This window comes from Streptomyces viridochromogenes DSM 40736, assembly GCF_000158955.1.
GTDB lineage: Bacteria > Actinomycetota > Actinomycetes > Streptomycetales > Streptomycetaceae > Streptomyces > Streptomyces venetus.
In genome coordinates, this window is record NZ_GG657757.1 from 7,539,187 (window position 1) to 7,552,664 (window position 13,478).

The 13,478-nt window shown below is 74.3% G+C and carries 10 protein-coding genes and 2 pseudogenes; 2 read left to right on the forward strand and 10 right to left on the reverse strand.

Going from position 1 to position 13,478, the window contains the following annotated elements:
- Positions 1-746: hypothetical protein (locus tag SSQG_RS33010; RefSeq protein WP_003994309.1), on the reverse strand; the 746-nt coding region annotated here is incomplete at its 3' end.
- Positions 743-1,546 carry a phosphatase PAP2 family protein gene (locus SSQG_RS33015; RefSeq protein WP_003994310.1) on the reverse strand — a complete coding sequence of 268 codons (804 nt, stop codon included), beginning with the start codon at positions 1,544-1,546 and terminating at the stop codon, positions 743-745. The genes SSQG_RS33010 and SSQG_RS33015, both read right to left, overlap by 4 nt.
- A gap of 164 nt (positions 1,547-1,710) precedes the next feature.
- Between SSQG_RS33015 and SSQG_RS33020 the strand changes: the two genes are divergently transcribed.
- Positions 1,711-2,319 (forward strand): TetR/AcrR family transcriptional regulator, encoded by a 609-nt coding sequence (locus SSQG_RS33020; protein WP_003994311.1) that lies wholly within the window; start codon positions 1,711-1,713, stop codon positions 2,317-2,319.
- Between the two features lie 156 nt (positions 2,320-2,475).
- Here SSQG_RS33020 and SSQG_RS33025 read toward each other — a convergent pair.
- The 4 genes and pseudogenes from SSQG_RS33025 to SSQG_RS33035 form a co-directional block, all read right to left on the reverse strand.
- Positions 2,476-3,423 (reverse strand): annotated as a pseudogene (locus SSQG_RS33025) (hypothetical protein); the annotation flags it as partial.
- A gap of 456 nt (positions 3,424-3,879) precedes the next feature.
- Positions 3,880-3,963: pseudogene (locus SSQG_RS44130) on the reverse strand (DUF2510 domain-containing protein); the annotation flags it as partial.
- Positions 3,964-4,020: 57 nt separating this feature from the next.
- Entirely contained in the window at positions 4,021-5,175 is a 1,155-nt protein-coding gene (locus SSQG_RS33030; RefSeq protein ID WP_003994314.1) for an anhydro-N-acetylmuramic acid kinase, read from the reverse strand.
- 4 nt (positions 5,176-5,179) lie between these two features.
- On the reverse strand, positions 5,180-6,487 hold the full coding sequence (locus SSQG_RS33035; protein WP_003994315.1) for an MFS transporter: 1,308 nt from the start codon (positions 6,485-6,487) through the stop codon (positions 5,180-5,182).
- A gap of 180 nt (positions 6,488-6,667) precedes the next feature.
- On the opposite strand from SSQG_RS33035, the gene SSQG_RS33040 reads away from it, so the two are divergent.
- On the forward strand, positions 6,668-9,352 hold the full coding sequence (locus SSQG_RS33040; protein ID WP_003994316.1) for an ATP-binding protein: 2,685 nt from the start codon (positions 6,668-6,670) through the stop codon (positions 9,350-9,352).
- Between the two features lie 238 nt (positions 9,353-9,590).
- Here SSQG_RS33040 and SSQG_RS33045 read toward each other — a convergent pair whose 3' ends face one another.
- From SSQG_RS33045 to pcaG, 4 genes are all read right to left on the reverse strand, one after another.
- Positions 9,591-10,382: an SDR family NAD(P)-dependent oxidoreductase gene (locus tag SSQG_RS33045; RefSeq protein ID WP_003994318.1), complete on the reverse strand. Its 792-nt coding sequence runs from the start codon at positions 10,380-10,382 to the stop codon at positions 9,591-9,593.
- Between the two features lie 78 nt (positions 10,383-10,460).
- A complete protein-coding gene (gene pcaD / locus SSQG_RS33050) occupies positions 10,461-11,579 on the reverse strand; it encodes a 3-oxoadipate enol-lactonase (protein WP_003994319.1) in 1,119 nt (372 codons plus the stop codon).
- On the reverse strand, positions 11,576-12,871 hold the full coding sequence (gene pcaB, locus SSQG_RS33055) for a 3-carboxy-cis,cis-muconate cycloisomerase (RefSeq protein ID WP_003994320.1): 1,296 nt from the start codon (positions 12,869-12,871) through the stop codon (positions 11,576-11,578). Before pcaB ends, pcaD begins: the two co-directional genes overlap by 4 nt.
- A complete protein-coding gene (pcaG, locus tag SSQG_RS33060) occupies positions 12,868-13,473 on the reverse strand; it encodes a protocatechuate 3,4-dioxygenase subunit alpha (RefSeq protein WP_003994321.1) in 606 nt (201 codons plus the stop codon). Before pcaG ends, pcaB begins: the two co-directional genes overlap by 4 nt.
- Positions 13,474-13,478: the final 5 nt, after the last annotated feature.

Below are 13,478 nucleotides of genomic sequence, written 5' to 3' on the forward strand. Positions count from 1 at the left end.
CCCGCCGGGCCGCCCTGGAGACGTTCGCCCAGCAGGGACAGACCGATCACGGCGGCGGCCAGCGGGTTGGCCAGCGTCACCGTCGCGAGCGGGGCGCCCAGACCGCCCCGGTACGCCGTCTGCGACAGCATCAGACCGCCGGCCGCGAAGGCCGCCACGAGCAGCGCCACCCCGACCACCTGGACACTCAGCAGCGGACCGGACCGGTCCGTCGCGGCCACCGTCACCGTCTGGGTGAGCGCCGAGGCGACCCCGGAGGCGAGCCCCGACGCGGTCGCGTGCCGCAGCCCGGGGCGGGCGCCGGGCCGCGACAGCACCCCGATGAGGGCCGCGGTGGCGCCCGCGACCGCCAGCGCCTCGGGCACGCTCAGCACGTCGTCCGGGGCCGGACCGGACGCGGTGACCAGGATCGCGCCCAGGCCCAGCAGGGTCAGCGCGGTGCCCTGCCACTCGACCGCGCGCACCCGCCGGCCCGCGATCCGGGCGCCCATGGGCACCGCCGCGACCAGGGTGAGCGCGCCGAGCGGCTGGACCACGGTCAGCGGACCGTATCGGAGCGCCACGACGTGCAGCAGCGCGGCCGACGCGTTCAGCCCGACCGACCACCACCAGGCGCCGCTCGCCAGCAGCCGGAGCGTGCCCGAGCCGGGGGAGCGGGCGGCGAGCCGCTCCTGGGCGACCGCCGCGGCCGCGTAGGCGACGGCGGAGACGAGGGACAGGGCGACGGCGACGAGCACGGCGTTCATCGGACGGCCCCCACGAGCGTCTGCTCCCCGGCCGGAGCCGGTACGGGGCTGTCCTGCGCGCGGTCCGCCGAGCTCGCCGTGCGGTGGGGCGGCGGGACCGCCCTGAGCGCGAGGCCGAGCAGGGCCGTCGCCACGACCGCGTCCAGCCAGTAGTGGTTCGCCGTGCCGACGATCACCAGCAGCGTCAGCAGCGGATGCAGCAGCCACAGCCACCGCCACCGCGAACGGGTCGCGACGATCAGGCCGATCGCCACCATCAGGGCCCAGCCGAAGTGCAGCGACGGCATCGCCGCGAACTGGTTCGACAGGGAGTCGGTCGCGGGATCGCCGTACACCGACGGCCCGTAGAGCCGTGCGGTGTCCACCAGACCGGTCGCGGCCAGCATGCGGGGCGGGGCGAGCGGGAACAGCAGGTGCAGGACCAGTGCGGCGGCCGTGACCGCGGCCAGGACCCGGCGGGCCCACACGTAGTGGGCGGGCCGGCGCAGGTAGAGCCAGACCAGGAAGGCGACGGTGGCGGGGAAGTGGACGGCCGCGTAGTAGGTGTTCGCGATGTGCACCAGGCCGTCGCCGTGCAGCAGCGGGGACTGCACCGCGCCCTCGCCGGGCAGATGGACCGCTCGTTCGAAGTCCCACACGCGGTGCGCGTTGTGGAGGGCTTCGCCGGTGTGGCCTGTGGCCAGCTGCCTGCCGAACTTGTAGACGAGGAAGAGCCCTGCGACGAGCAGGAGCTCCCGGACGAGCGGCGGTCGCGCTATCGCGTCGGACCCCGCCGGCGCAGGCTCGGTGCGGGCATTCATCCCCCGGCCCCTTCGATGACGGTGCAGTTATCGGTACGGGTGCGTACCGATACGGCAGTGTACCGATACGCCTCCGTACCGGTACACTGGCGTATCGATAGACGTAGAACACAGCGCGGACCGGGAATTTTCCGGGCCGCCGACGAAGACCGGGAGCATCGCCCATGACGTCGCAGGCTGCGGACCGGCCCGAGCCGGCCGGTTCCTCGCGCCGCTCCAAGATCACGCCCGAGCGTGAGCGGGAGTTCTTCGACGCCGTGCTGGAGCAGCTCCGTGAGTGCGGGTACGACTCCGTCACCATGGAGGGGATCGCCGCCAGCACTCGGTGCAGCAAGTCCACGCTCTACCGCCAGTGGAAGACCAAGCCCCAGTTCGTGGCGGCGGCGCTGCGCTCGAACCGGCGGACGCGCCGCGTCGACACCGGTTCGCTGGCGGACGACCTGCGTGAGGCCGCCCGGGCGGCGGGCGAGCTGTCGGGCCGGGACACCCGACTGCTCCAGGCCCTTGCTCATGCCGCGCCCCAGGACCCCGAGCTGCAGTGCGCGTTGCGCGAGGCGCTGATCGAGCCGGAGATCGCCGCGCTGAAGGAGATCATCCGGCGCGGGGTCGAACGCGGGGAGGTGCCCGCCGATCACCCGGCGCTGGACTTCATCCCGGCCCAGATGTTCGGCGTCCTGCGCGTCCGGCCCCTCCTGGAGGGCGAGTACGCCGACCCGGACTACCTGGTCCGGTTCGTGGAGGCGGCCGTGCTGCCGGCACTAGGCCTGACTTGAGACCCGGGCCGCCGTCCACGGGATGACCGGACGGTGACCCGACCGCGCCGACCCGTGGGGACGGGGGCGGCGCGCACCCCCCGGCCGGGTGGGGTGCCCCTGTGAGCGGCGGGGGCGCCCCACCCGGCCGACCGCTGTCCGGCGGGCCGCTCCTCGTCAGACGTCCTGGCCGTTGCCGCTGCCCGTCGACACCTTGATGCCCTTGGTGATGTCGTCCAGAACGGCCTCCTTCTGGTCGGCGTCGACGCCGAACCGGACGACCACCAGCTGCTTAGCGTTCGCGGGGGAGGGGAAGGCGAGTGACTCCACGATGCCGTCGGCGCCCTTGCTCGTGACGGCCTTCCAGCGCACCAGGTAGCCCTTCTGCCCGGCCACCGTCACGGCCTTGGAGTCCAGCACGTCGTGCGAGGTGATCCCGCCGTAGGACTTGCCGCCGTAGGACTCCTCGGCGTTCGCCGCGATGTCCGCCTTCGCGACCTCCTCGGCGGTGCTGCCCTTGGTGCCGAGGAGCAGGGCCGGTGCCGAGTAGGCGCCGCCCTTCGTGCAGGTCGCGGAGGTGTCGCCGGGGCACTTGTAGGAGTCCTCGGACGTCACCTGTGCACCGGCCCTGGCCTCCTGGCCGTACCAGCCCTTGGGGATCGGCAGGCTGATCCCGGAGACCGCGTCGGTCACCGAGCCGCTCCTGATCTTCGGTGGCTCGGACTGTTCGGGCGACGGGCTCTGTCCGCCGGAGCCGCCGGAGCCGCCCGACCCCCCGGAGCCTCCGGAACCCCCCGGGCCGCCGGGCCCGCCGAACGGCCCGCCCTGGCCTCCGGTTCCGCCCGGGCCGCCGGGGCCGCCCGGCCCCTGCGAAGTGGCCGAGCCGCCACCGCCGCCGTTGTCGGTCAGCGCGTACACGCCTACGCCGATGCTGGCGAGGACCACCACGGCCGCGCCCACGGCCGCCCCGATCCGCAGCCGCCGGCCACGGCCGGCCGGAGGGGCCGCGGGATACGCCGGGTACCCGGCGGCACCGGCGTACCCGGCAACGCCCTGGTACCCGGCCGGACCCGGCTGCCCGGGGGCGCCCGGGTACGCGGCGGGGCCGAGGTGCCCGGGAGCGCCCGCGTGTCCGGCGAGGCCCGGCTGCGCCGGGGCGCCCGGGTATCCGCCGACACCTGCCTGCCCGGCAACGCCCGGATGTCCGGCGGAGCCTGACTGCCCGGGATCACCTGGATATCCGGCTTGGCCCGGTTGGCCGTAACTGCCCGATTGCGCGGTGGTATCCGGCCGTCTCGCAGTATGTGACTGCCCGGCAGGCTCCGGATGTCCGGTGGGAGTTGATTGCCCGGTAGCGCCCGGTTGTTCGGCAGTGTCCGGCTGCTCGGCCGTGCCCGACGAGGCGGTGGGGTTCGGCCGCCCCTCGGCCCCTGGCCGGCCCGAGGCGGCCGGGTCCCCGGAGGGTGTCGGAGGGGTGCTGGAGGGCGGCTCCGCCGGTGAGTTGCCGGTGGTCGGGGCCTGCGTAGGGGGACCCCAGGGGGTGGCCGGCTCCGCCGGACGGATGCGGTCCGTCCAGGCCTTGCCGTCCCACCAGCGCTCGGTGGCGGGCCCGTCACTTGTCTGTCCGGGGTCGGGGTACCACCCGGGAGGAGTCTCCTGCGTCATGCCCCCACCGTATGAGGCGTGCGTGAAAGAGGCATGAGAGGAGTCGAAGGTAACGCGTCAGCCCACCAGCAGACGCCTCGGCCGCCGGCCGGCCGGCGGCGGAAGTCTCCACCCGTCCCGGCCCGGTGTCACCGACCCGAGCACGCTCGGATGCCGGGCACCGGTGCTCGCGGGCTCGGTGCCCGGCAGCCCGTGCACGGTCAGAAACCCCAGCACCGCGAAGGCGTAGGCCTCCTTCGCGTCGGACAGCAGCCCCAGTTCGTCCGAGGTGCGCACCGCCATACCCGGCAGCAGATCCCCGAGCATCCCCAGCAGAACGGGGTTGCGTGTTCCGCCGCCCGAGCCGATGACCTCCGTCGCGCCGACGGACCGCACGGCGTCCGCCACCGTCCGGGCCGTGAGCATCGTCAGCGTGGCGACGACGTCCTCGGCGGGAAGCGTCCCGAACCCGGTCAGCGCGTCCCGCAGATGACCGAGATGGAACAGCTCCTTGCCCGTCGTCTTGGGCGCGGACAGCGCGTAGTACGGCTCTTCCAGCAGCCGGTCCAGCAGCGGCCCGTGCACCTGGCCGCGAGCGGCGAGGGCCCCGTCCACGTCGTAGGCCAGGGCCCCGCCGCTGAACCCCCGGGCGGCCGCGTCGATCAGCGCGCAGCCCGGCCCGGTGTCGAACGCGGTCCCGTCGGGCGCGGTGAGGTTCGCGATCCCGCCGAGGTTGAGTGCCACGGGCCGGCCCGGCCGCCCGCGCAGCCACAGCAGGTCGACGAGACTGACCAGCGGCGCGCCCTGCCCGCCGGCGGCGACGTCACGCGGCCGGAAGTCGGCGACCACGGGCAGCCCGGTCGCCTCGGCGATCCAGGCGGGCTGCCCGAGCTGCAGGGTGCCGTGGACCTGCTTGCCGGCGACCCAGTGGTAGACGGTCTGCCCGTGCGAGGCCACCAACTCGGCCCGCCCCGCGCACAGCTCCCGATCGGCCCGGACCGCCGCCGCCGCGAAGGCCTGCCCGATCAGGGTGTCCAGCCGGCACACCTCGCCCAGCGTGGTGGTCCCCGGCGGCAGGGCGGCAGCCAGGCTCTCGCGCAGCTCACCGTCGTACGTCTCGCTCACCATGCCGAGCGGCTTCAGCACCAGGCTGTCCCCGACGAGGTCCAGCTCGGCCGCCGCCGCGTCGATGGCGTCGTACGACGTGCCGGACATGAGACCGATCACCCGCATCGCTTCAACCGACGCCCTCCTGAACCGCTTTCGCCCCGCGCACCCTCCGGGAGGGCAGCGTGAGCAGCGCGGGCACGCTCACCGCGCATGCCACAGCCGCGTAGTACGCCGGGATGTCCACGCTTCCCGTCCGCTCGATCGTCTCCGTGATGATGAGCCCCGCACACCCCGAGAACACCGCATTGGACAGCGCGTAGGCGAGTCCCAGACCCGTGTAGCGCACACGCGTCGGGAACATCTCCGACAGCATGGCCGGCCCCGGCCCCGCCATCAGCCCCACCACCGCGCCCGCACCGAGCACCGCCACACCCTTCACGGTGTTCGAAACGCCGGACTGCTGGAGAAGGTTGAGCAGCGGCACCGCGAGGACCACCACCAGCACCGCCCCCGCCAGCATCACCGCCCGCCGCCCGAGCAGGTCGCTCAGCAGCCCGGCCGGCACGATCGTGACCGCGAAGCCCAGGTTGGCCAGCACCGTGGCGACCAGCGCCTGCTGGAAGGTCGCGCCCAGCGAACTCTGCAGATACGACGGCAGCACGACCAGGAACGTGTAGCCGGCCGCCGCCCAGCCCATGATCCGCCCCGCGCCCAGCGCGACAGCCTTCGCGACCTCCCGTGACGGCGGAGTCTCGGTCTCCCGCGACCGCTCCCTCTCGAACGCCGGCGTCTCGTCCAGCCGCAGCCTCAGCCACAAGGCCCCCAGCCCCAGCGGCAACGTCAGCAGGAACGGCAGCCGCCAGCCCCACGCGCCCAGCTGCTCCTGCGTCAGCACCGTGGCGAGCAGCGCGGCCGCCCCCGCACCGGCCAGCAGCCCCAGCGCCATCGTGAACGACTGCCACGCCCCGTACAGCCCCCGCCGGCCCGGCGGCGCGAACTCCGTCATCACCGACACCGCGCCGCCGAACTCCCCACCGGCCGACAGGCCTTGGAGCACCCGCAGGAACGTCAGCAGCCAGGGCGCCACGGCACCCGCCTGCGCGTACGTGGGGAGCGCGCCGATCAGGGTCGTCGCGATCGTCATCAGCGTGATCACCAGGACCAGCACCGGACGACGGCCCACCCGGTCGCCCAAACGGCCGAAAAGCGCCGCCCCGACGGGCCGGAAGAAGAACGCCAGGGCGAACGAGGCGTAGGTCTTCACCAAGCCCTCGACCTCGCTGCCGCCCTCCGGGGTGAAGAACCGCGCCGCGATGATCGTCGCGAAGTAGCCGTAGACGCCGAACTCGTACCACTCGATGAGATTGCCCACCGACCCCGCGACCAGCGCCCGGCGGCCGCTTCGTGGATCCCGTTCCTGGTGAATGGACGTCACCTTCCGTACCTCCGTGGGACGTTGGCCCGAAGACGGCTGGTGGCGGATTGGCCGCGTCGCCATGCCGCACCCGGTTTCACCCGTCACGGCAACTGGTGCCCGGTCCACCCTCCACTCAGGCAATCGGAGGGCTACGCTCGACGTCTGTACGTCGTTCGGGCGACTTCGGGAGGTAGCGGGATGACGGAGGTACGGCCCACGGCCGCCGCCTCGGACTCCCTGTGGGAGCGCGACGAGGAAGTCGCCGCCGTCACGCGGGCGCTCGACAGCCTCTGCGCGGACCGCACCTCGCCCGGCGGGCTGCTGGTCTTCCGGGGCGAGGCCGGACTCGGCAAGACCGCGCTGCTGGCCGAAACCCGCCGCATCGCCGAGGCCCGCGGCTGCACGGTCTGGTCGGCGCGCGGCGGTGAGACCCTCAGGTCGGTCCCCTTCAACGTCGTACGGCAGTTACTGCAACCGGCGCTGGTGTCGATGCTGCCCGAGGAGGCACGCGATTACCTCGGCGACTGGTACGACATCGCCGGTCCCGCCCTCGGCATAGCCGACCCCGGCGACCGGCAGGCCGACCCGCGGGGCGTGTGCGACGGCCTGGTCGCGGCCGTGCGCCGGCTCTCCCGCCGGGACTGGCCGCTGGTCCTGCTGATCGACGACGCCCACTGGGCCGACCAGGAGACCCTGCACTGGCTCGCGGCCTTCGCAGAGCGCCTCGACGAGGTGTCCGTCCTGGTCGTCGTCACCCGCCGCCCGGACGACGTCCCCGGCGCGAGCGCCCGCCACCTCGACACCGTCGCCGCCGCGGCGGACGGACCCGCCACGCCCCTGAGCGCCCTCACCCCGGACGCCACAGCCGGACTCACCCGCGCCACCCTCGGATCGCACGCCGACGCCGCGTTCTGCCGCGAGGTCTGGGCCGTCACCGCCGGCAACCCCTACGAGACGGTCGAACTCCTCGCCAAGGTGCAGGACAGCGAACTCGAACCGGTCGAGGCCCGGGCCGGGGAACTGCGCGAACTCAACCGCTCCGCCCGCGGCGGCGGCCTCGTCGCCCGCCTGGAGGAACTCGGCATAGACGCGACCAGGTTCGCCTGGGCCGCCGCCATCCTCGGTACCGGCATCTCCATCGACCTGGTCGCCAAGCTCGCCACCCTGAAGCCCGACGAAGCCCGCCGCTCCGCCGAACTGCTGCGCACCGCCCGCATCCTCACCGCACCCGACCCCGCGACCGGCCGCAGCGGCGACGGCGACCTGGAGTTCGTCCACCCCCTGATCGCCACCGCCGTCTACAACTCCATCCCCGACGCCCTGCGCACCGCCATGCACGGCATCGCCGCCCGGATCGTCACCGACGAGGGGCACGGCGCCGCGGCCGCGGCCCGCCATCTCATCGAGGTCCACCCGGACGACGACGAGGAACTCGTCGGGCAACTCCGGGAAGCCGCCCGCGAGCACCTCGCCGTCGGCGCCCCCGACGCGGCCCGCCGCTGCCTGGAACGCGCCCTCAAGGAACCGCCCCGGCCCGACTCGCACCCGCACGTGCTGTACGAACTGGCCGAGGCCACCTTCTTGACCGCGCCCGCCCGCACCATCGGCCACCTGCGCACGGCGCTCGGCATGCCTGGCCTCGACGGGGACCAGCGGGTGGACGCCGTCTTCCGGCTCTCCCAGGCGCTGCTCCACAACGACCAGCTGGAGGAGGCCGTCCGCACGGTCGAGGCGGAGGCCGCCCGGCTCCAGCCGGGACCCGCCCGGATGCGGCTCCAGGCCGTGCACTTCATGTGGGAGGGCCTCCACGCCGGCGAGGCCACCTCACCGGGCCGCTCACAGCGGCTCGCCGACCTCGCGAGCACCTGCACCGGCCGGGACAACTCCGAACGCGCGCTGCTCATCCTGCGCGGCTTCGACGCCCTGATGCACGGCGAGAACGCCGAGGAGGTCGCCGAGCTGTGCGACCGCGCCCTCGTCAACGGCCGTCTGGCCCCCGGACTCGGCTGGACCGACACCGAGTGGGGCATCGAACTGCTGCTGATGCTGGCCAACGCGTACGCCTTCACCGACCGCCTCGACCGCGCCGAGTCCCTCTACAACGAGGCCCTGCGCGCCTACGAGACGGCCGGCTGGAGCGGCGGCCACCTCGCCCTGGCCCATGCCTACGTGGGGCTCGGCCACCGCAGGCGGGGCCGGCTGAAGGACGCGGAGGCGTCCCTGCGCGAGTCGCTGCGCCTCGCCGAGCGCGTCGGCCGCGGCCTGTCCCTGTACTGGTCCGCGACCTGCAACCTCGTCGACACGCTGCTCGCCCGCGGCCGGGTCGCGGAGGCCTGGGAGGTCGCCGAACGGCACGGCTTCGCCCCGCCCTACCCGTCCACCATCGTCCTGCCGGACCCACGCTCGGTGCGCGGCCGGCTGCTGCTGGCCGTCGGCCGCACCAAGGACGGCATCAACGAACTGGAGGCCGCCGAGAAGGCCGCGGCGGCGCGCGGCCACCACAACCCGGTACTCGTCCCCTGGGCGGCCGATCTCGCCCGGGCCCTGCGCACCGAGGACCCGGACCGTGCCGCCCGGCTCGCCGTCGACGTCCGCCGCAGGGCCGAGCGTTTCGGCACGGACACCGCGATAGGGGAGGCCCTGCGCTGCGCCGCCGCCCTGGAGACCGGCCAGCGCGCGGTCCGGCTCGCCGCCCAGGCCGTCACCTACCTGGAGGCCTCGCCCTGCCAGTACGAACACGCGGCGGCCCGCATCGAGTACGGCATCGCCGCCCGCTCGATGACCGACCTCGACCGCGGTCTGGACCTGGCGGTCTCGTGCGGAGCGGACGGTCTGGCGGCCCGGGCACGCGCGGAACTGGAGACGGGCGCCGGGCTCCGCTGAGCACGCCGGCCGGGTCGGGGCCGCACCGGCAGCTCGGTGGTGCTGTGCCGCACAGGCGCCGCAGGGCCGGGTCGGGCAATATCGGCCGGCCGGTGAGGGCAGGCGGTGCCGCGTCGGGCCGACGGGCCGGGCGGTATTCGGTCGGCCGGTGGGGGCGACCGAAGCCGTGCCGCGCTGGGGTGGGGCGCCGGGGCGGTCGGCCCTTGAGGGGAGACGGTGCTGTGCCGCGACGGGCCGGTCAGGTCCGCACCAGTTGATCGGTCACCGCTGCCAGACGCGTCCGTACCTCCGGGTCGTAGGCCGCCGCGTGGGCCCGCCCCGGCCGTGTCCCGTCGTAGAAGCCGCCGCTTCCCCTGTCCCGCGTGGCCAGGGCGAGTACCCCGGCCGCCCCGTCGGCGACCGTGTTCCACGGGGTCACGTCCGCCTCACGGACCATCGCCGTGTCCATGTAGGTCGCCGGATGCAGCACGTTCGCCGAGACACCGGTGCCGGCCAGCTCCTCGGCGAGCGCGAAGGTGTGCGCCGCGAGGGCGAACTTGCTGCGGCAGTACGCCGAGACGCCGTCGTAGCCGCGGGTGAACTCGGGGTCCTCGAAGACCAGGGGCTCCTGCCCTGCCGAGCCGACGTTGACGATCCGGGCGGGCGCGTTCGCCCGCAGCACCGGCAGCAGCGCCCGGGTCAGCACGACCGGTGCCAGGTAGTTGACCGCGAGCCGCAGCTCATGCCCGTCGACGCTCAGCTCACGTCCCGCACCGGGCGTCCCGAAGCCCACCCCGGCGTTGTTCACCAGCACGTCGAGCTCGGGATGCGCGTCGGCGACGTGCCCGGCCAGCTCGCGCACCCGCGCCAGCGAGGCCAGGTCGGCGACGAACGCCTCGGCGTCCCCCTCGGCGCGCAGCTCCTCGGCCAGCCGCTCGGTACGGTCCGCGTCCCGGCCGTGGACGAGGACGACGTGCCCGGAACGGACCAGCTCGAAGGCGACGTACCGGCCGAGCCCCGAGGTGGCGCCCGTGATCAGGATGGTGGACATGTCCCCACCGTAGGCACGCCGTGCGCGCCCGAGCGAGCCGCCGTCGGGCGTACGACCGGCAGGATCACCCTCCGGCCCCTACGAGGCGTCGTCCTCCTCCGCGAGCACCCGCTGAGCCGTGGCGAACGCCGAGTTCGCCGCCGGGACGCCGCAGTACACCGCCGTCTGGAGCAGGACCGCGCCGATCTCCTCCTGCGTGAGCCCGTTGCGGCGCGCCGCCCGCACATGCATGGCCAGCTCGTCGTAGTGGCCGTGCGCGACCAGCGCGGTGAGGGTGATCATGCTGCGTTCGCGGCGCGACAGCGTCGGGTCGGTCCAGATCTCACCCCAGGCGTAGCGCGAGATGAAGTCCTGGAAGCGCGCCGTGAAGGGGGTCTGCCGGGCCTGCGCCCGGTCGACGTGCGGGTCGCCGAGCACCTCGCGCCGCACCTCCATCCCGCGTCCGGCGGGCGCGCCGAAGTGGGCCCGCAGTGCGGTCAGCACCGCCTCCGGGCACTGCGCGGGCGCCAGGTGGGAGGCGCCCGGGATCTCCACGAGCGCCGCGTCCGGTACCGCGTCGGCGATCTCCCGCAGGTGTGCGGGCGGAGTCGCCGGATCGTCCCGGCCGGCGACCAGCAGAGACGGCACGCGGATGTCGGGCAGCCGGTCCCTCAGGTCGAACGCGGCGAGCGCGTCACAGCAGGCGGCGTAGGCGTCCGGGTCGGCGTCCCGGTGGTCCTGGACCAGCTCCGGCACGGTGAACCCGGACGTGAACCAGCGCGCGTCCGCGTTGTCCGCGAGCCCGGCCAGCCCCTCCCGCCGCACCAGCGCCGCCCGCTCCTCCCAGGGCTTCGCCCCGTTGAAGTGCGCCGACGAGCAGATCACGGCCAGTGACGACAGCCGCTGGGGATGATGCACCGCGAGATGCAGTCCCACGGCCCCGCCCAGCGACACACCCGCGTACGCGAACCGCTCGACGCCGAGCGAGTCGGCGAGCGCCAGCACCAGGCCGGCGAGGTCGCCGACCGTCGCGCCGGCCCGGACGAGACCGGCCGCCGAACCCCCGTGTCCCGGCAGGTCCCAGCGGACCACCCGGTGAGTGACCGACAGCTCGGGCGCCACCTTGTCCCACAGCGCGTACGACGTGCCCAGCGAGGGGCCGAGCAGCAGCGGGGGAGCGGAGGGGGACCCTTCGGCACGGTGGTTGAGGAGTGTCAACGTCGCTCCAGAGCACGGTCGGTGAGGGCTCCGGCGGAGCCGGTGTAGTGGGTGGGGTCGAGGTCGGCGTCCGCCAGTTCCGGCGCCTGGTCGAGCGGGCGCCCCGTCGAGGCCAGCCGGGTGAGGAGTTCCTTGGCACGGGCCCGGCCCAGCACCGGGGCCAGCTCGGCGGACAGCCGCTCGGAGACGATCAACCCGTCCGTCAGATCCAGGTGTTCGCGCATGGCCTCGGGCCTGACCCGCAGCCCCTCCGCCAGTTCGACGGCATCCCGGGCGGCCCCGCCGGCCAGCCGCAGCAGGTCCCTGAGCGGTTCCCACTCCGCGTGCCAGGCCCCGGCGGGCCGCTCGTCCTCCGCCGCCAGTGACCCGTACAGCGTGGCCGCGAGCTGCGGGGCCCGCCGCGCGGCGGAGGCGATGAGGGTGGACCGTACGGGATTGGACTTGTGCGGCATGGCGGACGATCCCCCGCCGCTGCCTTCCACCACCTCGGAGATCTCGGTGCGCGAGAGGGTGAGGACGTCCACGGCGATCTTGCCGAGCGCGCCCGCCGTGAAGGCGAGACACCCCGCGAGATCGGCGACGGGCGTCCGCAGGGTGTGCCAGGGCAGCTCGGGCGCCCGGAGCCCGAGCTCACGGGCGTACGCCGCCGGCAGCTCGGTCGGATCGCTCGCGCCGTATGCCCCGAAGGCCGCCAACGTCCCCGCCGCGCCCCCGAGTTGTGCGGGCAGCGTGTCCCGCACGGTCAGCACCCGGTCCCGCGCGTCGAGCACCAGCGACCGCCACCCGGCCGCCTTCAGCCCGAACGTCGTCGGCACGGCGTGCTGGGTGAGCGTCCGCCCCGGCATCGCGGTGTCCCGGTGCTCGGTGGCCAGTGCGGCCAGCGCCCGCTCGGTGCGGCCCAGATCGTCGAGAAGCAGGCCGAGCGTGCGCGCGGCGACCAGCATCGACGCCGTGTCCATGATGTCCTGACTGGTCGCGCCCCGGTGGACGTAGGGGCCGTACTCCTCGCCGACGGCCTCCGTCAGATCCGCGACCAGGGGGATGACGGGGTTGCCGCCCGCGCGGGCCCGCTCGGCGACGGACCGCACGTCGAAGGCGTCGCTGCCGGCCGCCTCGGTCACCACCGCCGCCGCCTCGGCGGGGGCGAGCCCGAGCGCGGCCTGGGCCCGGGTCAGCGCCGCCTCCGCGTCGAGCAGCGCCCGCAGATACGCGTGGTCGCTCGTGGCGGAGGAGGCCGCAGAGCCGGACCATCCGGGGGCGAGCAGGCCGGTGTCACCGTGCGCAGCTGTCACTGGAACTCCAGGAAGACCGTCTCGCCTTCGCCCTGAAGGCGGATGTCGAAACGGTACGTGCCGCTGTCCTCCGCCACGGCGACCAGCGTGTCGCGGCGTCCGTCCTCCAGCCGGGACAGCAGCGGGTCGGCGGCGAGCGCCTCAGCGTCGTCCGGCAGGTAGATCCGGGTGTACAGGTGCACGAGGAGCCCGCGTGCGAAGACGCACACGCTGAGGTACGGGGCGCTCCGCCCGCGCGCGCCGGGCCGCAGGGTCCGCGCGTACCAGTGGCCGTTCGCATCGGTCTGGATCCGCCCCCAGCCCGTGAACTCCACGCCGTTGCGCCCCAGGAAGCCGCCGGAAGCCGGATCGCGGCGCATCGAACCGTCGGCCGTCGGCACGTTGCCGTCCGGGTCCGGGCCCCAGAGCTCGATCAGGGCGTCGGGCAGCGGCCCGCCCTCGCCGTCGAGGACGTACCCGTGCACGGTGACCGTGTCCGGATGCCCGAGGGGCGCGATGTCCTCGCCGCCGCGGAACGGCAGGGCGTGGCCGTAGAACGGTCCGACGGTGTGCGAGGGGGTGGGCAGCACGCTCTCCGGCCGGCCGGTGTCGATCTTCGTCATGGCAG

What these genes read in the sequence shown, in the direction of transcription:
- SSQG_RS33045 (WP_003994318.1), bottom strand. Translation starts at nt 10,382, where the DNA reads ATGTCCACCATCCTGATCACGGGCGCCACCTCGGGGCTCGGCCGGTAC.
- SSQG_RS33015 (WP_003994310.1), bottom strand. Translation starts at nt 1,546, where the DNA reads ATGAATGCCCGCACCGAGCCTGCGCCGGCGGGGTCCGACGCGATAGCG.
- pcaG (WP_003994321.1), bottom strand. Translation starts at nt 13,473, where the DNA reads ATGACGAAGATCGACACCGGCCGGCCGGAGAGCGTGCTGCCCACCCCC.
- SSQG_RS33020 (WP_003994311.1), top strand. Translation starts at nt 1,711, where the DNA reads ATGACGTCGCAGGCTGCGGACCGGCCCGAGCCGGCCGGTTCCTCGCGC.
- SSQG_RS33030 (WP_003994314.1), bottom strand. Translation starts at nt 5,175, where the DNA reads ATGCGGGTGATCGGTCTCATGTCCGGCACGTCGTACGACGCCATCGAC.
- SSQG_RS33040 (WP_003994316.1), top strand. Translation starts at nt 6,668, where the DNA reads ATGACGGAGGTACGGCCCACGGCCGCCGCCTCGGACTCCCTGTGGGAG.